At 71.3% G+C, this 18906-nt stretch carries 19 protein-coding genes and 1 riboswitch; of the genes, 2 read left to right on the top strand and 17 right to left on the bottom strand.

All coding sequences use genetic code 11. The annotated features are described in order from the left end of the window. Positions 1 to 38: 38 nt before the first annotated feature. From B0675_RS17090 to rlmN, 4 genes are all read right to left on the bottom strand, one after another. Positions 39 to 1061, bottom strand: coding sequence for an ABC transporter ATP-binding protein (locus B0675_RS17090; RefSeq protein WP_081219680.1), 1023 nt, complete (start codon positions 1059 to 1061; stop codon positions 39 to 41). Continuing rightward, positions 1062 to 2738 (bottom strand): iron ABC transporter permease, encoded by a 1677-nt coding sequence (locus B0675_RS17085; protein ID WP_081219679.1) that lies wholly within the window; start codon positions 2736 to 2738, stop codon positions 1062 to 1064. After that, entirely contained in the window at positions 2714 to 3805 is a 1092-nt protein-coding gene (locus tag B0675_RS17080; RefSeq protein WP_081219678.1) for a thiamine ABC transporter substrate-binding protein, read from the bottom strand. The genes B0675_RS17085 and B0675_RS17080 overlap by 25 nt, the downstream gene beginning before the upstream one ends. A 76-nt stretch (positions 3806 to 3881) precedes the next feature. Then, positions 3882 to 3987, bottom strand: a riboswitch (TPP riboswitch). Positions 3988 to 4028: 41 nt separating this feature from the next. Continuing rightward, positions 4029 to 5135, bottom strand: a complete 1107-nt coding sequence (rlmN, locus tag B0675_RS17075) for a 23S rRNA (adenine(2503)-C(2))-methyltransferase RlmN (RefSeq protein ID WP_081219677.1) — start codon at positions 5133 to 5135, stop codon at positions 4029 to 4031. 429 nt (positions 5136 to 5564) lie between these two features. Here rlmN and B0675_RS17070 point away from each other — a divergent pair, with 429 nt between their 5' ends. Next, the gene (locus tag B0675_RS17070; RefSeq protein WP_081221834.1) at positions 5565 to 5756 is read left to right on the top strand and encodes a hypothetical protein; all 192 of its coding nucleotides are present in this window, start codon (positions 5565 to 5567) and stop codon (positions 5754 to 5756) included. Between the two features lie 107 nt (positions 5757 to 5863). Here B0675_RS17070 and B0675_RS17065 read toward each other — a convergent pair whose 3' ends face one another. The 5 genes from B0675_RS17065 to rpsB form a co-directional block, all read right to left on the bottom strand. Beyond that, positions 5864 to 7003: a phosphatidate cytidylyltransferase gene (locus tag B0675_RS17065; RefSeq protein ID WP_081219676.1), complete on the bottom strand. Its 1140-nt coding sequence runs from the start codon at positions 7001 to 7003 to the stop codon at positions 5864 to 5866. After that, positions 7003 to 7560 (bottom strand): ribosome recycling factor, encoded by a 558-nt coding sequence (gene frr, locus B0675_RS17060; protein WP_081219675.1) that lies wholly within the window; start codon positions 7558 to 7560, stop codon positions 7003 to 7005. The genes B0675_RS17065 and frr overlap by 1 nt, the downstream gene beginning before the upstream one ends. A gap of 171 nt (positions 7561 to 7731) precedes the next feature. Next, the gene (gene pyrH, locus B0675_RS17055) at positions 7732 to 8502 is read right to left on the bottom strand and encodes a UMP kinase (protein WP_081219674.1); all 771 of its coding nucleotides are present in this window, start codon (positions 8500 to 8502) and stop codon (positions 7732 to 7734) included. 182 nt (positions 8503 to 8684) lie between these two features. Further along, the gene (gene tsf / locus B0675_RS17050; protein WP_081219673.1) at positions 8685 to 9521 is read right to left on the bottom strand and encodes a translation elongation factor Ts; all 837 of its coding nucleotides are present in this window, start codon (positions 9519 to 9521) and stop codon (positions 8685 to 8687) included. A 96-nt stretch (positions 9522 to 9617) separates the two neighbouring features. Then, a complete protein-coding gene (rpsB, locus tag B0675_RS17045) occupies positions 9618 to 10556 on the bottom strand; it encodes a 30S ribosomal protein S2 (protein ID WP_081219672.1) in 939 nt (312 codons plus the stop codon). A 269-nt stretch (positions 10557 to 10825) separates the two neighbouring features. On the opposite strand from rpsB, the gene B0675_RS17040 reads away from it, so the two are divergent. After that, positions 10826 to 11686, top strand: a complete 861-nt coding sequence (locus B0675_RS17040; protein WP_081221833.1) for a M23 family metallopeptidase — start codon at positions 10826 to 10828, stop codon at positions 11684 to 11686. A gap of 103 nt (positions 11687 to 11789) precedes the next feature. On the opposite strand, the gene B0675_RS17035 is transcribed toward B0675_RS17040, so the two are convergent. The 8 genes from B0675_RS17035 to lepB form a co-directional block, all read right to left on the bottom strand. Beyond that, positions 11790 to 12347 (bottom strand): TetR/AcrR family transcriptional regulator, encoded by a 558-nt coding sequence (locus B0675_RS17035; protein ID WP_081219671.1) that lies wholly within the window; start codon positions 12345 to 12347, stop codon positions 11790 to 11792. A gap of 141 nt (positions 12348 to 12488) precedes the next feature. After that, positions 12489 to 13331, bottom strand: coding sequence for an RNA polymerase sigma factor WhiG (whiG, locus tag B0675_RS17030; RefSeq protein ID WP_081219670.1), 843 nt, complete (start codon positions 13329 to 13331; stop codon positions 12489 to 12491). Positions 13332 to 13601: 270 nt separating this feature from the next. Beyond that, positions 13602 to 14750: a DNA-processing protein DprA gene (dprA, locus tag B0675_RS17025; RefSeq protein ID WP_081219669.1), complete on the bottom strand. Its 1149-nt coding sequence runs from the start codon at positions 14748 to 14750 to the stop codon at positions 13602 to 13604. Further along, positions 14747 to 16372 carry a YifB family Mg chelatase-like AAA ATPase gene (locus B0675_RS17020; RefSeq protein ID WP_081219668.1) on the bottom strand — a complete coding sequence of 542 codons (1626 nt, stop codon included), beginning with the start codon at positions 16370 to 16372 and terminating at the stop codon, positions 14747 to 14749. Before B0675_RS17020 ends, dprA begins: the two co-directional genes overlap by 4 nt. 1 nt (position 16373) lies before the next feature. Further along, complete coding sequence (locus tag B0675_RS41980; protein ID WP_241539950.1) at positions 16374 to 16718, bottom strand: YraN family protein; 345 nt, start codon at positions 16716 to 16718, stop codon at positions 16374 to 16376. Positions 16719 to 17041: 323 nt separating this feature from the next. Next, positions 17042 to 17350: a DUF2469 domain-containing protein gene (locus tag B0675_RS17010; protein ID WP_003965949.1), complete on the bottom strand. Its 309-nt coding sequence runs from the start codon at positions 17348 to 17350 to the stop codon at positions 17042 to 17044. A gap of 55 nt (positions 17351 to 17405) precedes the next feature. Then, positions 17406 to 17930, bottom strand: coding sequence for an NUDIX hydrolase (locus tag B0675_RS17005; protein WP_081219666.1), 525 nt, complete (start codon positions 17928 to 17930; stop codon positions 17406 to 17408). Then, the gene (gene lepB, locus B0675_RS17000; protein ID WP_081219665.1) at positions 17920 to 18693 is read right to left on the bottom strand and encodes a signal peptidase I; all 774 of its coding nucleotides are present in this window, start codon (positions 18691 to 18693) and stop codon (positions 17920 to 17922) included. The genes B0675_RS17005 and lepB overlap by 11 nt, the downstream gene beginning before the upstream one ends. Between the last annotated feature and the right edge of the window lie 213 nt (positions 18694 to 18906).

Genomic DNA, 18906 nt, shown 5'->3' with positions numbered 1-18906 from the left:
CCCCGGACCCGGAGGGACGGCCCGGACCCGGGGAACGGCTATCCGCCGAGCAGCACGATCTCGGCGGGGTCGAACTGCACTCCGACCGCCTCACCTGGCTCCGGCGCCTCCCGCAACGCGCACGCCGCCTCCAGCTCCGGCGCGTCCCGGGGCTGGAGCCGTACGGCCACGTGGGTCCCCCGGAAGGTGCGTGCGGCGACCGTGCAGCGCAGCCCGTCCGCCGGGGCCACCAGCCGGACGCCCGCGGGCCGTACGAGGAGCGTGCCGGGCCCCTGTGCGGCGCCCTCGGGCACCGGGACCTTCCCCCAGGGGGTGTCGGCGGCCTCGCCGCTCACGGTCGCGTCCACCACGTTGTCGAAGCCGAGGAACCGGGCGACGAAGGCGTCCGCCGGCCGCTGCCAGACCTCAAGAGGCGTGCCGGACTGGGCGATCCGTCCGTCGCGCATCACCACGACCCGGTCGGCGAGTGCGAAGGCCTCCCCCTGGTCGTGCGTGACGGCGAGCACCGTCGTGCCCAATTCTCCGAAGAGTCCGCGCAGTTCGACGACGAGCCGTTCGCGCAGCGAGCGGTCCAGCTGGCCGAGGGGCTCGTCGAGCATCAGCAGGCGGGGGCGCGGGGCGAGCGCGCGGGCCAGCGCGACGCGTTGCTGCTCGCCGCCGGAGAGGGAGGCGACGGCCCGGTTCCGCGCGCCGGGCAGGCCGACGAGTTCGAGCAACTCCGCGACCCGCGCGGCCTGTTCGCCCTTCGGGGCGCCGTGCATGCGCAGCCCGAAGGCGACGTTGCCGCCCACGTCCCGCTGCGGGAAGAGCTGGTGGTCCTGGAACATCAGGCCGACGCCCCGCCGGTGCGCGGGCACCGCCGCCTGGTCGCGCCCGTCCAGGGTCACGCTGCCCGCGTCCAGCGGCTGGAGGCCGGCTACCGTGCGCAGAAGGGTGGACTTGCCGCTGCCGCTGGGGCCGAGGACGCACACGATCTCGTGCTCGGTGACATCGAGGTCGACCGCGTCGAGCACGGCCCGTCCGCCGAAGCGTACGGTCGCGCCCCTGAGGCTCAGCAGCATCTAGAACTCCCCGGTCCGGTCGGTGCGTACCCGTTCCAGCAGCAGTAGCGCGGCCGCGCAGACCGCCATCAGGATGGTCGAAAGGGCCATCGCCTGGCCGTAGTTGAGATCGCCGGCGCGCCCGAGCAGCCGGGCCACGGCGACCGGCAGCGTCGGGTTGTCGGGCCGCGCGATGAAGACCGTCGCCCCGAACTCCCCGAGGGAGACGGCGAACGCGAACCCGGCGGCGACCAGCAGGGCGCGCCGCACCATCGGCAGATCGACCTCGCGCCACACCCGCCACGGTGACGCCCCGAGCACGGCCGCGGCCTCCCGCAGCCGCCCGTCCACGGCCCGCAGGACGGGCAGCATCGTGCGGACGACGAAGGGGACACCGACGAGCGCCTGGGCCAGCGGCACGAGGATCCAGCTGCTCCGCAGGTCCAGGGGCGGCTCGTCCAGGGCGATCAGGAATCCGAAGCCGACGGTCACCGCGGAGACGCCGAGCGGCAGCATCAGCAGCGCGTCGAAGCCCCGTACGAGACGGCCCGCGCGGCGGGTCAGGGCCGCGGCCGCCAGCCCGCCGATCAGCAGGGCGATCGCGGTGGCGGCGAGCGCGTACTCCAGCGAGTTGCCGACGGCGGCGATCGGGGCGACCAGGAAGGTGCCCCCGTCGGCGTCGGCCAGCGACCGGTAGTAGCGGAACCCCGGGGCGTCGAGGGAGCGCTGGACGAGGACGGCGAGGGGCAGCACGAGGAGGACGGCGACGCTCGCCAGCACCCCGGCGAGGAGCGCCCACTGCCCGGCGCCGCGCGGCCTGCGCGCGGTGGTCTCCGCGGACACCAGCCGCAGCGCCGTCTCACGGCGGCGGACGGTCGCGGCGTGCACGGCGAGGATGGCCCCGACCGCCACGAACTGGACGATCGTCAGCACCGCCGCCGTCCCGAGGTCGAAGATCTCGGACGTCTGCCGGTAGATCTCGACCTCCAGGGTCGAGAAGGTGGGGCCGCCGAGGATCTGCACCACACCGAACGAGGTGAAGGTGAAGAGGAAGACCATGAGGGCGGCGGCGGCCACGGCGGGGGCGAGCGCGGGAAGCGTCACCCTGCGCCAGGCCGCGAGGCGTGAGGCACCGAGCATCCGCGCGGCCTCCTCCTGCCGGGGGTCGAGCTGCGACCAGAGCCCGCCGACGGTCCGTACGACGACGGCGTAGTTGAAGAAGACGTGCGCGAGCAGGATCGACCACACGGTGGTGTCCAGGCGTATGCCCCACAGCTCGTCGAGCAGCCCGCCGCGGCCGAGGAGCGCGAGGAACGCGGTGCCGACGACGACGGTCGGCAGCACGAACGGCACGGTGACCACGGCCCGCAGGAGCTGTTTGCCCCGGAACTCGAAGCGCGCGAACACGTACGCGCCGGGGAGCGCGACCAGCAGCGTGAGCGCCGTGGAGGCGAGCGCCTGCCAGGTGGTGAACCACAGCACGTGCCGGATGCCGGGCTGGGCGAGGACGTCCCAGAGCCGGCCGAACCGCCAGCCGCCGTCGACATGGAGCCCGCGCGCGACGATCGCGACCACGGGGTACGCGAAGAACACCGCGAAGAACGCGACGGGCAGGGCCATGAGACCGAGCCGCGTCGCGCCCTGCCGACGGGCCGCGCGCGGGTTCCGTCCGGCTACTTCAGTACGAGCGAGGTCCACGACTTGACCCACTGGTCGCGGTCGGCGGCGATCTTCGAGGGCGCCAGGGTCTCCGGGTCCTTGGCCTGCGGGCCGAACTTCGTGAACTCCTCGGGCACCTTGGCGGTGCCGGTGACGGGGTACACGAACATGTTCAGCGGCATGTCCTCCTGGAACTCCCTGGTGAGCAGGAAGTCGAGGAGCGCCTTGCCGCCCTTGGTGTTCGAGGCGTTGCTCAGCAGACCCGCGTACTCGACCTGGCGGAAGCAGGTGCCGTCGACGACCCCGGTGGGGGCGGTGCCGGGCTTCGGGTCCGCGTAGACGACCTCGGCGGGCGGCGAGGAGGCGTACGAGACGACGAGCGGGCGGTCGCCCTTGGCCTTCTTGCCGCCGGCGGACCCGGAGAACTCGTCGTTGTAGGCCTGCTCCCAGCCGTCGACGACCTTCACGCCGTTGGCCTTGAGCTTCTTCCAGTAGTCCTGCCACTGGTCGTCGCCGTACTTCGCCGCGGTCCCGAGCAGGAAGCCGAGACCGGGCGAGGAGGTCGACGCGTTCTCGGTGACGAGGAGGTTCTTGTACGCGGGATCGGCCAGGTCGTCGAACGACGTCGGCGGCGCCAGCTTGTGCTTGCTGAAGTACGCCTTGTCGTAGTTGACGCAGATGTCGCCGGAGTCGATGGGGGTGACCCGGTGTTTGTCCTGGTCGACGCGGTACTGCCGGTCGATCCCGTCGGAGCCCTTGGCCTCGTAGGACTGGAAGAGCCCGTTGTCGAGAGCCCGGCTCAGCAGGGTGTTGTCGACGCCGAAGAAGACGTCGCCCTGCGGGTTGTCCTTGGTCAGGATCGCCTTGTTGACGGCCTGCCCCGCGTCGCCGTCCTTCAGGACGCGGACCGTGTACCCGGACCGCTTCTCGAAGTCCTTGAGCACGCTCTTGGAGACCACCCACGAGTCGTGGGTGACGAGTGTGACGGTCTTCGGATCCCCCGAGGCGCCGGCGTCGGACGAGCCGCACGCCGACAGGACGGGCAGCGCGACGAGGCTCAGCCCGACGGCCGTGGCCGCGAACCGCTTGCTGGTGGTGGTGCTCACTGATTCCTCCTGGCTGACCAGGAAGAGACGCGGCCCTGCCCGGGACCTCTGACAGATCCCGGGCAGGGCGCAACAGCTTGAGTGATGACCGAACTTCCTACCCAGAATGACCTGGGCAAGGTTCAGAGGGTCTGCGGTCTGTCCCGCACTCTCAGCGCTGTGGCGCTCCCCTGTCGGAATATGAAGATGTAAGGGATATGAAGTTGTACGGACGCGCCTCAGACTACCGCTCGGTCGCGGCGAGCTGACCGCACGCTCCGTCGATCTCCTGGCCGCGGGTGTCCCGGACGGTCACCGGCACACCGTGCGCGGCGATCGCCTCGACGAACGCCTTCTCGTCCTCGGGCCGCGAGGCGGTCCACTTCGAGCCCGGGGTCGGGTTCAGCGGGATGAGGTTGACGTGCACGGGCTTGCCCTTGAGCATCCGGCCGAGCCGGTCACCCCGCCACGCCTGGTCGTTGATGTCCCGGATGAGCGCGTACTCGATGGACAGGCGCCGCCCGGACTTCGCCGCGTACTCCCATCCGGCGTCCAGCACCTCGCGCACCTTCCACCGCGTGTTCACGGGGACGAGGGTGTCGCGCAGCTCGTCGTCCGGAGCGTGCAGGGAGATCGCGAGACGGCACTTGAAGCCCTCGTCGGCGAACCGGTTGATGGCGGGCACGAGGCCGACCGTCGACACGGTGATGCCGCGCTGCGAGAGGCCGAGGCCGTCCGGCTCGGGGTCGGTGAGGGCCCGGATGGACCCGACGACGCGCTTGTAGTTGGCGAGCGGCTCGCCCATCCCCATGAAGACGATGTTGCTCAGCCGCGCCGGGCCGCCGGGGATCTCGCCGTCCCGCAGGGCCCGCATCCCGTCGACGATCTGGTGCACGATCTCGCCCGTCGACAGGTTCCGGTCGAGCCCGGCCTGTCCGGTGGCGCAGAACGGGCAGTTCATCCCGCAGCCGGCCTGCGAGCTGATGCACATCGTCACCCGGTCCGGGTAGCGCATCAGCACGGACTCGACGAGCGTGCCGTCGAAGAGCCGCCACAGGGTCTTGCGGGTGGTCTCCTGGTCCGTCGACAGATGCCGGACGACCGTCATCAGCTCGGGAAGCAGCGCTTCCTGGAGCTTGCCGCGCGAGGCGGCCGGGATGTCCGTCCACTGCTCGGGGTCGTGCGCGTACCGGGCGAAGTAGTGCTGCGAGAGCTGCTTGGCACGAAACGGCTTCTCACCGATCGCGGCAACCGCCTCTTTGCGCTCGGCAGGCGTGAGATCGGCGAGGTGCCGCGGCGGCTTCTTGGCTCCGCGCGGCGCTACAAAGGTGAGTTCTCCGGGCTTAGGCATGGCTGTACCAGTGTCGCAGATCGGATCGCATGACCCGGGCCCCCGTGTCCCGGCACCGACGGAACCGGGCCGCGCCCGCTCGATTCGGGCCTTCGGGGCCCTTGCGTCACCCAGGACACCCCGCGCACAGTGCCCGCCGGGACCACTCGCGTCCGGCCCGTTCCGGCAGAGTGCTCTCGCCTCGCGCCGCTTGGACCTAGAATCGAACTCGTGTCCGATAACGTGTCCCGTCCGGAGCGCCCGCCCACCGGCCTCGTCCGGCCGGCCCGGCGGCCGCCCCGCGGCGGCGGCACGATCGCCGAACCGGAATCTCGGTGTCCTGTGAACAACGACCACGCATCATCCGACCCCACTGGCTCCACCGGCCCCACCCCTGTCGCCGGCGCTGACGGCCCCGACCCCACGAACACCCCCACCGCACCCGTCGTCGTGGGCCGCCCCGCAGGGAACGGCGGCCGCCGCGTCACCATCCGCGCGCGGAGCGCCGGCCTCGCGCACAGCGACGCCGACCTCGTCGAGTTCCTCCGCCGCGCGGGCCTCCCGGACGCCGAGGACCTCCTCGACGACCCGGCATGGGTCCACTGGCAGGAGGGTCCGCCCCACACCTACGGCCCGAACTGACGACACCGCCCCTCCTGGTCACATGAGTCACCGTGTGGTGATCATCCGACCGGGAGGGGCGGTGTCGTAGGTACGCGGAAACGAACGCGTGGGGTGGGCAGAGCCGGTCAGCCCGAGCCGACGAAGAGGACGAGCAGGAGCCAGACCACCGGAGCCGTCGGCAGGAGCGAGTCCAGCCGGTCCATGATGCCGCCGTGGCCCGGCAGGAGCGTGCCCATGTCCTTGATGCCGAGGTCCCGCTTGATCATCGACTCGCCGAGGTCGCCGAGCGTGGCGCTGGCAGCGACCGCGAGGCCGATGACCAGACCCTGCCACCAGGTGCCGTCGTCGATCAGGAACTGCATGCACAGCGCACCCGCGACCATCGCGAAGCCGACCGCTCCGAACAGACCCTCACGGGTCTTGCCGGGGCTGATGCGCGGCGCCAGCTTGTGCTTGCCGAAACGCCAGCCGACCGCGTACGCGCCGGTGTCGCTGACGACCGTCAGGAGCAGGAAGGTCAGGACGCGGCGCGGGCCGTCGTCGGCCGTGAGCATCATGGCCACGAACGTCGCCAGGAACGGCACGTAGAAGGCCGCGAAGACCCCCGCCGTGACGTCCTTGAGGTATCCCTCGGGCGGTTCGGTCATACGCCAGACCAGGACGGCCAGCGCCGTCAGGGCCATGGCGACCCACGCGCCCTCGGCGCCCCGCACGTATCCGGCGACGACCATGGCCGCCCCGCCGACCGCGAGCGGTACGAGGGGCGCCTTGATGCCCTTGCGCTCCTCCAGCCGTGAGGTGAGCTCCCAGAGCCCCACCACCACGGCGACCGCTATCACGCCGACGAAGACGGCCTTGACGACGAACAACGACGCGACGATCACCGCGCCGAGCCCGACGCCCACTCCTATGGCCGCGCCCAGGTCGCGTCCCGCACTCTTCTTCGGAGGTGCGGGGGCGGGCTGGGGGGCGGCGCTGGGCATGGGCTCCTGCGGGCTCTGCGGGTTGTGCGACGGATCGCCGTAGGGCGCCGTCGACGGTGCGTCGTCGTGGAACAAGGGGCCGCTCGGCCGAGCGGCCCCCGGGTCGTCATCCTGGTCTCCGCCATGTGCGGGTACGTCGGGCACGGTGGGCATGGGCCGAGTGTGCTGCGCGTCATGCGCATCGTACGTGGGACCCGCCGGGGTTGCCCCCTGGACAGGCCCCTGCTCGGACGGCCCCCAGTACCCGGCTTGTGGCGGCGCCCCCCAGGAAGAGTCGTTCATCAGACCTCGAGCAGCTCCGCTTCCTTGTGCTTCAGGAGCTCGTCCACCTGGGCGACGTACTTCGCCGTGGTGTCGTCGAGCTCCTTCTCCGCACGACGGACCTCGTCCTCGCCGGACTCCTTGTCCTTGACGAGCTTGTCGAGGGCGTCCTTCGCCTTGCGGCGCACGGAACGGATCGAGACCTTGGCGTCCTCGCCCTTGGTCCGCGCGACCTTGATGTAGTCCTTGCGACGCTCTTCCGTCAGCTCGGGGAAGGTCACACGGATGATGTTGCCGTCGTTGCTGGGGTTGACGCCCAGGTCGGAGTCGCGGATCGCCTGTTCGATGTTGCGCAGCGCGCTCTTGTCGAACGGGGTCACGATGGCCATGCGCGGCTCCGGCACGGAGAACGAGGCCAGCTGGTTGATCGGCGTCAGCGCGCCGTAGTAGTCGGCCACGATCTTGTTGAACATCGCCGGGTGCGCACGGCCGGTGCGGATCGCGGCGAAGTCCTCCTTGGCGACCACGACGGCCTTCTCCATCTTCTCCTCGGCCTCGAGGAGGGTCTCTTCGATCACCACTTGCTCCTGCGTGTCTTGAGTAGGCCCGGCAGCTGTTCCTCGTCGGGGTCGGCGGCCGGCTGCGTCGCGTCTTGTTCCTGCACGGTTCCGGACCGGCAGGACATTGTCCATCCCCCGGTCAGGGTCCGTCCGCGTCCGGGGTTCGTACCCGGACGGGAACGTTCCCCGTCAGGCCCGGCCGTTCTGGTCGCCGACGAGTGTGCCGATCTTCTCACCCTTGACGGCCCGCGCGATATTGCCCTCCGCCAGGAGCTCGAAGACCAGGATCGGCAGCTTGTTGTCCCGGCACAGCGTGATGGCCGTCATGTCGGCGACCTTGAGGTCCCGGGTGATGACCTCGCTGTAGCTGAGGGAGTCGAACTTGACCGCCCCGGGGTTGGTCTTCGGGTCGGAGTCGTAGACACCGTCGACGCCGTTCTTGCCCATGAGGAGCGCCTCGGCGTCGATCTCCAGGGCGCGCTGGGCGGCCGTGGTGTCGGTGGAGAAGTACGGCATGCCCATGCCGGCGCCGAAGATGACCACGCGCCCCTTCTCCAGGTGCCGTACGCCGCGCAGCGGGATGTACGGCTCCGCGACCTGACCCATGGTGATGGCGGTCTGGACGCGGCTGTCGATGCCCTCCTTCTCCAGGAAGTCCTGGAGGGCGAGGCAGTTCATGACGGTGCCGAGCATGCCCATGTAGTCGGAACGGGCCCGGTCCATTCCGCGCTGCTGCAGTTCCGCGCCGCGGAAGAAGTTGCCGCCGCCGATGACGACGGCGATCTGGGCTCCGCCGCGCACGACGGCCGCGATCTCGCGGGCGATCTTGTGCACCACGTCGGGGTCGACGCCCAGTCCGCCGCCTCCGGCGAACGCCTCGCCGGACAGCTTCAGCAGAAAGCGTCCCGTGCCTTTGCCGTCGTCGGTCTTGTCGCCCTTGTCGGCCGGGGTGGTGGTCATGGAGATCTCCTCATGGTGCACATACGAAGAAGGCCATTGCCGGTGGGGTGTGTTCGCATCCCGTGCTCGGCAATGGCCTCCTCGTCAGATCTGCTGTCGTCCGGCACACGCGCGTGGGTGCCGGCGTACGCGGACGACTGCTGTCGACCCTATAGGGGTCGCGCGTCGATCGCGGTACGGACTCAGATGCCGACCTTGATGCGCGAGAAGCGCTTCAGGGTGACACCGGCCTCGTCCAGGACCTTCTGGACGGACTTCTTGTTGTCGAGCGCGTACGGCTGACCGAGGAGGGTGGCCTCCTTGAAGAAGCCGTTGACCCGACCCTCGACGATCTTGGGGAGGGCGGCCTCGGGCTTGCCCTCGGCGCGGGTGGTCTCCTCGGCGACGCGACGCTCGGTCTCGACGACCTCGGCCGGAACGTCCTCACGGGAGAGGTACTTCGGCGCGAAGGCGGCGATGTGCTGCGCGATGCCCTTGGCGAGGTCGGCGTCGGCCTTGTCCAGCTCGACCAGGACACCGATCTGCGGGGGCAGGTCGGGCATGGTGCGGTGCATGTACGCGGCCACGTACGCGCCGGAGAACTGGGCGAAGCGGTCCAGGACGATCTTCTCGCCCAGGTTGGCGTTGGCCTCGTCGACGAACGCCTGAACCGTCTTGCCCGGCTCGATCTCGGAGCCGAGGAGCGCGGGGAGGTCCGCCGGGGAGGAGGCGGCGACGTGCTGGGCGATCTGGTTGGCGACGGCCTGGAACTTCTCGCCCTTGGCGACGAAGTCCGTCTCGCACTTCAGCTCGACCAGGACACCGGAGGTGTTGTCGTCAGCGATGATGGAGACCACGGCGCCGTTCTCGGCGGAGCGGCCCTCGCGCTTGGCGACGCCCTTCTGGCCCTTGATGCGCAGGGCCTCGACGGCCTTGTCGACGCTGCCGTCGGCCTCGTCGAGCGCCTTCTTGCAGTCCATCATGCCGGCGCCGGTGAGCTCACGGAGCTTCTTGACGTCGGCGGCGGTGTAGTTCGCCATGATTCCTGGAATCTCTCTCGAAGTCTGAAGATCTACGGGACGAACGGCGGGGGCTTTGTGGGCCCCCGCCGTTCACACACCCGAAGGGCTGAGGGGTCAGGCCTGCTCGGCGTCCGCGGCGGGGGCCTCGGCGGCAGGGGCCTCGGCCTCGGCAGCGGGGGCCTCGACAGCCTCGGCCTCGGCGGCGGGGGCGTCGGCCTGCTCGGCGTCGGCGACCTTCTCCGTCTCGGCGGAGGTCTGGACCTCGGGCTCGTCGGCCTTCTTCTCGCCCTCGAGCAGGTCGCGCTCCCACGCGGCCAGCGGCTCGCCGGCGGCCTTGTCGCCCTCGGCGGCCTTGCCGGCGCCGGAACGGGAGATGAGGCCCTCGGCGACGGCGTCGGCGATCACGCGGGTGAGCAGGGTGACGGAGCGGATCGCGTCGTCGTTGCCCGGGATCTTGTAGTCGACCTCGTCGGGGTCACAGTTGGTGTCGAGGATGGCGACGACCGGGATGTTGAGCTTCCGGGCCTCGCCGACCGCGATGTGCTCCTTCTTGGTGTCCACGATCCAGACGGCGCTGGGCACCTTCTGCATCTCGCGGATACCACCGAGGGTCTTCTCCAGCTTGGCCTTCTCGCGCGAGAGCACGAGAAGCTCCTTCTTGGTGAGACCCGACGCGGCGACGTCCTCGAAGTCGATCTGCTCGAGCTCCTTGAGGCGCTGCAGACGCTTGTAGACGGTCGAGAAGTTGGTGAGCATGCCGCCCAGCCAGCGCTGGTTGACGTAGGGCATGCCGACGCGGGTGGCCTGCTCCGCGATGGCTTCCTGCGCCTGCTTCTTCGTGCCGACGAACATGACCGTGCCGCCGTGGGCGACGGTCTCCTTGACGAACTCGTAGGCGCGGTCGATGTACGACAGCGACTGGAGCAGGTCGATGATGTAGATGCCGTTGCGCTCCGTGAAGATGAAGCGCTTCATCTTCGGGTTCCAACGACGGGTCTGGTGACCGAAGTGGACGCCGCTTTCCAGCAGCTCCCGCATCGTGACGACGGCCATGGCCGTTCTCCTAGGTTTTCTCGGTTGTACCGCGTGTGCCGGACGGCACTCGCGCCTGACGCCCGCGATGCGCCGTGCCACAAAGGACCGAGAGGCGCTGACACCGGTACTGAAGACCAGATGTCGGGGCGTGCGAAGTCGACTCGGTGACCCGAATCGCCACCAGAAGTGTACGGGACCCGAGAGGGGCCGGGTGACGCCGCTGTCCACAACCGGCCGGTACTCCACAGATCCCGGCCATGATCCGCTCGATGCGGGACGGTTTCCGCATGCGACCGAACCGATGCGTGCGTACCCGGGCGGGCCTTCTCCTCTGCGTGACGCTGACCGTCCTGGGTGCCCTGACCCCCGCCGCCCCGGCGTCGACGCCCGTCCGCGCCCCCGCGACCGGGCCCCTGTCCGTGGCCCTCACTTCCTCCGACCTGCCCCGCGGAGGCGGGCCCGCACCACCGTTTCGGGCCACTCGCCCGGTCGCCGTCGGCACCCCCACCCCCGGAGGCGATGGGTCCGCCGGGTCCGGCGACGGGCCCCGTGCCGATCCCGGCCGCCTGCCGGAGGCCGAACCGGCGGACCCGTCCGACGCCGACGCCGGGCTCCCGACCGGGGGCGCCGGCACCCCGGCGCCCAACGGATCCGCCACGCCTCCCGTGGCCGATCCTGCTGTCCCGGCAATCGCCCGTTCCTGGCCGGTAGGGGTTCGTCCCCCGGTCGTTCGTGGCTGGGAGCCGCCGGCGACGGCCTACTCCCGGGGCCATCGCGGCGTCGACCTCGAAGCCCTCCCCGGCGCCCAGGTGCGCGCCGTCGCCCCGGGCAGGGTGTCCTTCGCCGGCCGGGTAGCGGGCAGAGGGGTCGTCTCGGTGGAACTGTCGGGCACCGGGTCCCCTCCGCTGCGCACGACGTACGGCCCGGTGCGGGCGTCGGTGCGCCAGGGCGACGAGGTCCTCGCGGGCACGGTGCTCGGGACGGTGGAGGGGACGCGCGACACCCACTGCGGGCCGGCGTCCTGTCTGCACTGGGGCCTGCTCAGAGGCGAGGTCTACCTGAACCCGCTGTCCCTGATGCCGCCCTGGCTGCTGGGCCTCGGCCCGTCCCGCCTGCTGCCGCTCGACGGACCGCCACCGGAGCGCTGACACCGGGCGCCGACGGCACCTGGCGCGGGTCGGTTCAGACACCGGCAGGGTTGCCGAAAGGGTCGGCCGCAACCACGAACGCCCGGCAGCGCCATGGCGACGGTCAGCCGCGAACGCCCCGGAGGGCCATCGCGACGGCCGCCTCGGTGATCGCGGTGGGGTCCTCGGCGGCGCCGAGCTCGATACGGCGCACGGCGGCGTCGACCACACCCTGCAGCAGCATCGCGGCGAGCCGCGGCTCGGCGTGGCCCATGGCGGCCAGCGCCTCGCCGATCATCGTGACCAGCCCGCCGTGCGCGGCCCGGATCTTCTCCCTCGCGCCCGCGTCGAGTTCGCTGGCGGAGATGGCGACCACGGCGCGGTGCCGCCGGTCCCCGACCAGGGCGAGCTGCCGGCGCACATACGCCTCGACCTTGCCCTCGGGTCCCTCGGCGGCGGCCATCGCGTCGGAGACCTCGGCGGCCCAGACGGGGAAGTCGACCACGCAGAGTTCTTCCACGACGGCGGCCCGGGAGCGGAAGTACTCGTACACCGAGGACCGCGCGAGGCCCGTGCGCTCGGCGAGAGCCGGGAAGGTCAGCGCCTCCGTCCCGCCCTCGGACAACAGGGAGCGCGCCGCGTCCAGCAGGGCGGCTCGCTGCATCGACCGGTGCTCGGCCACGGAGGCCGCTCGAATCCTTGGCACGTCAACCACTGTACGGACGCTCCGCCGCGTACGGGAGCCACTCCACCCACCCGGCCGTGTGCCAGGCGGCCCGGGGACACGGGAGACAGGCTGCGGCGATCCGGACGAACGGGCTGGTCAGCGCCCGAAACTGGCCAGCTTGGCGCGCAGCTGGAGTACGGATTTGGTGTGGATCTGACTGACCCGGCTCTCCGTCACGCCGAGTACGTTGCCGATCTCGGCGAGTGTCAGCCCCTCGTAGTAGTAGAGCGTGACGACGGTCTTCTCCCGGTCGGGCAGGGTGTTGATCGCCCGCGCCAGGAGCCTGCGCAGTTCCCGGTCCTCGGCGACCTCGACCGGGTTGTCGGCGGCGGTGTCCTCCAGGGTGTCCATCAGGCTCAGCCGGTCACCGCCCTCGCCGCCGGCGTGCAGCAGTTCCTCCAGGGCGACCACGTTGGCCAGCGACAACTGGCTGAACACCGCGTGCAGTTCCTCCACCGCGATGCCCAGTTCGGAGGCCACCTCGGTCTCCGATGGGGTCCGTCTCAGCCGGGCCTCCAGCGTGGCGTAGGCGCGTTCGACGTTGCGCGCCTTCTGCCGGACCGACCGCGGGATCCAGTCGAGGGCGCGCAGTTCGTCGATCATGGCGCCGCGGATCCTGGTGATCGCGTACGTCTCGAACTTGATCTCGCGCTCGATGTCGAACTTCTCGATCGCGTCGATCAGCCCGAACACCCCGGACGACACGAAGTCGGCCTGCTCGACATTGGCCGGCAGGCCCACGCTGACCCGTCCCGCGACGTACTTCACCAGCGGTGAGTAGTGCAGGATCAACTGCTCGCGCAGCCGCTCGTCACCGGTCGACTTGTACGACCGCCACAGCTCGTCGAGTGTCGAGGGAGCGGGCGGGCGCACGCTGCCGCCGTCGCGGGCGGCTCGCGGGATCGCCGTCCGGTCGGACCCGGAGGTGTGCTGGGGCATTCGTCGCCTTGTGCCGTTCTGCCGTGAACTGGGGGTGCCTGGGTGTCTGTCGGCTTCATACCGAGATGGTGTGCCTGCGTCGGATCCTCGTGAGCGTAGCGTGACTGGACAGTCGCAGTGTGCGAAGGGAAGGCTGTCACCCGGACGCGGAGGGGGTCCGGGAGGCGGCTCCCGGCATCCCGACGGTCGCGCTGCGTGACCGTCAGGATCCGCCAACTGCGGTAATCCGCAGGGGCGTCGGCGTTCCCCCGGACGGCCGAACACGCTCGGTCAGCGACCCTCCCGATCATCGCGCACGGAGGTCGACGCCTGGCGTGTCAACTTCCAGCCGTCGCCGTGTCGTTCGACGAATCCAAGTGCTCGGAGTTCGTACAGTCTCCCGACCGCGTCGTCCGTGGTGGTGGCCGCTCCGCGCGCGATCTCGTCGACGGCCGACGGTCGCCGCGCCGGCAGCGCGGCCAGGACGCGCCGGGCGCCCGGGGGCAGGAGGTCGCGCGGCAGCACGGGTCCGCGCCGCTCCGGGGCCAGCTCGCCCATGTCACCGACCAGTTCGGCGACTTCCGCGGCGTCCGTGACCAGGACCGCTTCTCCGCGCAGCAGTTCGTGCACCCCCGCGGAGAGCGAGCTGGTGGCCGGGCCCGGCACTCCCATGGTGAACCGCCCCAGCCGCTGTGCCGCGCGGGCGGTGACGAGCGCGCCGCTGCGATACGCCGCCTCGACGACCACGGTGCCCCGGGTGAGTGCCGCGATGACGCGGTTCCGGAGGATGAATCTGCTCGGTGTGGGATGGGCGCCGGGCGGCAACTCCCCGATCACGAGCCCCTGTTCCGCGATCCTGGAGATCAACTGGGTGTGGCCGCGCGGGTAGGGCCGGTCGACCCCGCAGGCGAGCACGGCGACGGTGGCGCCGCCCGCGCCGAGGGCGCCTCGGTGCGCGGCGCCGTCCACCCCGTACGCGCCGCCGGACACCACGACCCAGCCCCGCTCGGCGAGGCCGGCGCCGAGGGTGGCCGCCATGTGCGCGCCGTACTCGGTGCAGGCCCGGGCGCCGACGACGGCGACCGACCGCAGCGCCCATATCCGCAGGCTGGACAGTCCCCGGACCCACAGCCCGAGGGGCCGCCCGTCCCCCAGGTCGTCCAGTTGCGCCGGCCATTCGGGGTCGCCCGGGCAGACGAACCGCACTCCGGCATCCCGCGCCCGGCCGAGGTCGCCCTCCGGGTCGGCCCGCTCGGCCCTGGCCCGCAGTCCCGCCCAGCGGGAGTCGGTCATCCCGCGCGGCTGACCCTCGCCGCCGGACAGCCACCGCACGGCTTCCCGCGCCCCGACCTCCCGGACCCACCGTCCACAGACCTCGTCGCCGGGTTCGACGACGCGGGAGAGCGTGACGCGGGCCCTGCGCTCGCCGTCGTCCGTCATACCGGTGCGCCGATCGCCATCGGCACCCCGCGCGGAACCCCGGTACGCAGCTGGAGGGCGAGGGCCACATCACCGGCGTCGGGGCGGTCGTTTCCCGACAGGTCCGCGACCGTCCAGGCGACGCGGAGCACCCGGTCCAGGCCCCGGGCCGTGAGCAGCCCGCGCTCCAGGCTCCGCTCGGCGTCGTCCATCGCGCCCGGCACCGCCTGCCAGCGGCTGCGCAGCTCACGCCCCGGGACCTCGCTGTTGGTGTGCCAGGGCGTCCCGGTGAGGCGGGCGGCGGTCCGCTCGCGGGCGGCGCGCACCCGCTCGGCGACGATCCTGGTGGACTCGCCCCGGGCGCCCCGCGCGGTGAGTTCGGAACGGGTGACGGGCTCCACCTCGACGCGCAGGTCGACCCGGTCGAGCAGGGGGCCGGACAGCCGTGCCTGGTAGCGGCGGATGGCCGAGGGCGGGCATTCGCAGAAGTCGTTCGTCACACTGAAACGGCCGCAGGGGCAGGGATTGGCGGCCAGCACCATCAGGAACTTCGCGGGGAACCGCACGACGCCGGCGCTGCGCGCGATCACCACGTGTCCCGCTTCCAGCGGCTGGCGCAGGGCATCGAGGACGAAGCCGCTGAATTCCGGTGCCTCGTCCAGGAACAGGATTCCGCGATGGGCCAGGGACACCGCGCCGGGTCGCGCGAGGCCCTTGCCGCCGCCGACGAGGGACTGCATGGTCGCGGAGTGGTGCGGCGCGCAGTAGGGGGCGATGTCGACCATCGGTTTGCCGGGCGGGAGCAGGCCGGCCACGGAGTGGATCGCGGTCACCTCCAGGGATTCCTGCCGGGACAGCGGCGGCATGAGGGACGGCATCCGCTCGGCGAGCATGGTCTTGCCCGCTCCGGGTGGACCCTGCAGGAAGACGTGGTGCCCTCCGGCTGCCGCCACCTCCATCGCCGTGCGGGCCGACAACTGGCCGACGACGTCGGCGAGATCGTGCCCCTGGTCGTGTTCCGGGACGGCGATGCCGCACAGGCCGGTGGCCTCCCCGGTCCCCGGGACGCGCAGGCCGGCCAGCAGCGGATCGGGACGGCCCTGCTCGTCGGGGTTCTCCTCGGGCACCGGTTCGTCGGCGAGCACCGCGATGAGCTGGCGCAGGCTGCGGACGCCGAGCACCGAGACCCCGGGGACCAGCGACGCCTCGGCCGCGGCGCACTCGGGGACCACCACCTGTTCGTAGCCCGCGTCCGCCGCCGCCAGCACCGCCGGGAGGATCCCGCGGACCGGCCGCACCCTGCCGTCGAGCCCGAGCTCCCCGATCATCACGATGTCGGCGAGCACCCGGGGATCGATCCGCTCGGCGGCTCCCAGCACCGCGCACGCGACGGCGAGGTCGAATCCCGAACCCCCCTTCGGCACGGAGGCCGGGCTGAGCCCCACCGTCAGCTTCTTCTGCGGCCAGGCGGCGCCGGAGTTCACGACCGCGGCCCTGACCCGGTCCCGGCTCTCCGTCAGGCTCTTGTCGGGAAGCCCCACCAGGGTGAACGCCGCGACACCCGGCTCCAGGTCCGCCTGGACCTCGACGACCACGCCCTCCACGCCCACCAGGGCCACCGAACACGTCCGCGCGAAGCCCATCTCAGGCCACCCCCCGCGCGTGCTCGACCACGGGCGCGCCGCGGTCGGGGAGGACGATGCCGATCAGGTCGATGCGGACTCCGCCCGGTGGGGCTCCTCCGTGTTCCTGGAGCCAGCGCTCGGCGAGGCCCCGCAGCCGACGGGCCTTGGCCGGTGTCACGGCCGCCATCGGGTGCTGGAACGTGCCGGCCCTGCGCGTCTTGACCTCGCAGAGGACGAGCGCGTCGCCGTCCCGCGCCACGATGTCGATCTCGCCCGTCCTGCCGGGCCGCCAGTTCCGCGCCAGGACCGTCATTCCGGCCTCGGTCAGCCGTCGCGCGGCCAGATCCTCGCCGTACCTGCCCAGTGCGTTCCGTGCGTGGTTCCGTGCGCCGTCGCGTGCGTCGTTGCTTGCGTCGCTGTGTGCGTTGTTCTGTGCGCCGTCGCGTACGTCGCTGTGTGCGTCGTCCCGTGCCTCGGTCGTCTTCATGTCGGCACCACCTCCGGCCTCCACACTGAGGCCGCACCGCGCGGCTTGTGGATCTTGGTGGACAGCCGCGCGACTGTGGACATACCCATCACCCGCACGAGTCACGACGGAGAAACACGAAGGCCGGGAACCCCTCGGTTCCCGGCCTCGCCGGCCCACTGTCCGGCCCGACCTCAGTCGGCCGCCCAGCCGCCTTCGCGTCAGCCGCCCGGCAGCTCCAGGTCGCTCTTGTTCAGCTCCTCGATGTTCACGTCCTTGAATGTGAGAACGCGCACCTGCTTCACGAAGCGAGCGGGCCGGTACATGTCCCACACCCAGGCGTCCGCCATGGACACCTCGAAAAACACCTCACCCTGGACCGAGTGCACCTGCATCTCGTAGTCGTTGGTGAGGTAGAAGCGCCGTTCGGTCTCGATCACATATTTGAACAGACCGACGACGTCGCGGTACTCCCGATAGAGCTTCAGCTCCATCTCGGTCTCGTACTTCTCGAGGTCCTCGGCGCTCATGGCATGTTCCCCTTCAGCCGTGCGTCCCCCTATTGTGCGCCAGCCCCGGGAACCCCTAGACGATTTCCGTGTCGAGGATCTCGGGTGTGGCCGGGGGACCCTCGTCGAGCACCCTGCGGAGCAGCCCGGCGAGCTTGGTCGGATACACCGTCTCATGTGCCTCGGTCAGTTCCCGGCACGTCCACCAGCGCGCTCCGGCGACGCTGCGCCGTTCCAGGTCGGTCAGCGCGGTGGCCGCCGTGGCCGTCTGGGTCGTACGGGCCAGGAAGTACCACTCGTCCTGGTGCCAGCGCTGCCCGGCGAACGAGAAGGCGCAGATCCGCTGCCACAGCACCGGCCCCAGCTCGACCTCCGTGATACCGGTCTCCTCCAGGAGTTCCCGCAGCGCGGCCTGCTCCCGGGTCTCGTCCCCCTCCAGACCGCCGCCCGGGGTGAACCACCAGTCGTCCGAGGGATCGTCCGGCTCGTGCCCGTGCAGGAGAAGGACACGGTCCTGCGGATCGAGCAGGACGACCCGGGCGACCCTGCGCAGACCGCCCTCGGGCGTCTCCTGGCGGTCGTCCGCCGGCTCAGCGGGCACCGGCGGGCTCCGTCTTCGTGCGGGAGCGGCCCGCCCGCTTGGCGATGGGCCCGTAGGCGGCGCCGCCCAGCACGAGCACGGCACCGGCGATCACCGCGGCGACGATCGTACGGAGCGGGCCCGGCTGGGACAGAGCACCGAGGGGCTCGAAACCGCTGGGGCGTTCGAGCATGCCGTTCATGGGCCAGGCGACGGCGTCGACCCGCGCGGACACGGCGCCGCGCGCCACGGTGCCGCCGGCGGCGTCCGTCAGATGCGCGGTGGAGTCGAGGGAGCCCTGACGCTCGTCGCCGAGCAGGAACAGGCGGCCCTTGGGGACCTTCACCGTGGGGAAGTTGGTGATCTCGGCGAGGCTGCCCTCGGGCAGATACGGCTCGTCGATCTGCTTGCCGTTGACGGTCAGCTTGCCCTTGGTGCAGCAGGAGACCGTGTCACCGCCGACGGCGACCACGCGCTTGACCACGGACGCGTTGGTGACCCACGCCTTGTCCTTGAAGACGACGACGTCACCGCGGCGGACGTCGCTTCCGTCGATGCGCTGCGCGAGGACCCGGTCGCCCACGTTGATCGTCGGCGCCATCGAGCTGGTGGGCACCGTGTACGGCAGGTAGACCACCACTCCCCAGGCGAACCCACCGAGGAACAGCACCAGGCCCAGCGCGACGGCCAGCCCGGACAACCGCTGTCCGACCTTGCCGCCCGCCTGGTCCCTGGCCACGCCACCGCTGCGCGGGGCCGTACGTGTTGCGCTCTCGCCACCCATGGGACCGCACCCTACCCGGGGGTACGGTCCGCGGTCAGCCCATGGTTCGGACAACGATCACGGGCCCGGGCGCCATGTGGAAGACCTGTGCGGATCGCCGGTGCGCGGGGTGTTCACGGGACGCGTGCCGGTCGTCGATCCCGCCGGAACGGGCGGGGGCCGGTCGCTCCGGATACTCCGGGGCGACCGGCCCCGAGGCCGGGGACGACGAGG

This window comes from Streptomyces sp. M41(2017), from assembly GCF_002078175.1.
GTDB lineage: Bacteria > Actinomycetota > Actinomycetes > Streptomycetales > Streptomycetaceae > Streptomyces.
Note: the sequence above shows the minus strand (reverse complement) of the source record. Positions and strands in the feature narration are given on the sequence as shown.

What these genes read in the sequence shown, in the direction of transcription:
- B0675_RS17090 (WP_081219680.1), bottom strand. Translation starts at nt 1,061, where the DNA reads ATGCTGCTGAGCCTCAGGGGCGCGACCGTACGCTTCGGCGGACGGGCC.
- rlmN (WP_081219677.1), bottom strand. Translation starts at nt 5,135, where the DNA reads ATGCCTAAGCCCGGAGAACTCACCTTTGTAGCGCCGCGCGGAGCCAAG.
- B0675_RS17065 (WP_081219676.1), bottom strand. Translation starts at nt 7,003, where the DNA reads ATGAACGACTCTTCCTGGGGGGCGCCGCCACAAGCCGGGTACTGGGGG.
- pyrH (WP_081219674.1), bottom strand. Translation starts at nt 8,502, where the DNA reads ATGACCACCACCCCGGCCGACAAGGGCGACAAGACCGACGACGGCAAA.
- tsf (WP_081219673.1), bottom strand. Translation starts at nt 9,521, where the DNA reads ATGGCGAACTACACCGCCGCCGACGTCAAGAAGCTCCGTGAGCTCACC.
- rpsB (WP_081219672.1), bottom strand. Translation starts at nt 10,556, where the DNA reads ATGGCCGTCGTCACGATGCGGGAGCTGCTGGAAAGCGGCGTCCACTTC.
- B0675_RS17040 (WP_081221833.1), top strand. Translation starts at nt 10,826, where the DNA reads ATGCGACCGAACCGATGCGTGCGTACCCGGGCGGGCCTTCTCCTCTGC.
- whiG (WP_081219670.1), bottom strand. Translation starts at nt 13,331, where the DNA reads ATGCCCCAGCACACCTCCGGGTCCGACCGGACGGCGATCCCGCGAGCC.
- dprA (WP_081219669.1), bottom strand. Translation starts at nt 14,750, where the DNA reads ATGACGGACGACGGCGAGCGCAGGGCCCGCGTCACGCTCTCCCGCGTC.
- B0675_RS17020 (WP_081219668.1), bottom strand. Translation starts at nt 16,372, where the DNA reads ATGGGCTTCGCGCGGACGTGTTCGGTGGCCCTGGTGGGCGTGGAGGGC.
- B0675_RS17010 (WP_003965949.1), bottom strand. Translation starts at nt 17,350, where the DNA reads ATGAGCGCCGAGGACCTCGAGAAGTACGAGACCGAGATGGAGCTGAAG.
- lepB (WP_081219665.1), bottom strand. Translation starts at nt 18,693, where the DNA reads ATGGGTGGCGAGAGCGCAACACGTACGGCCCCGCGCAGCGGTGGCGTG.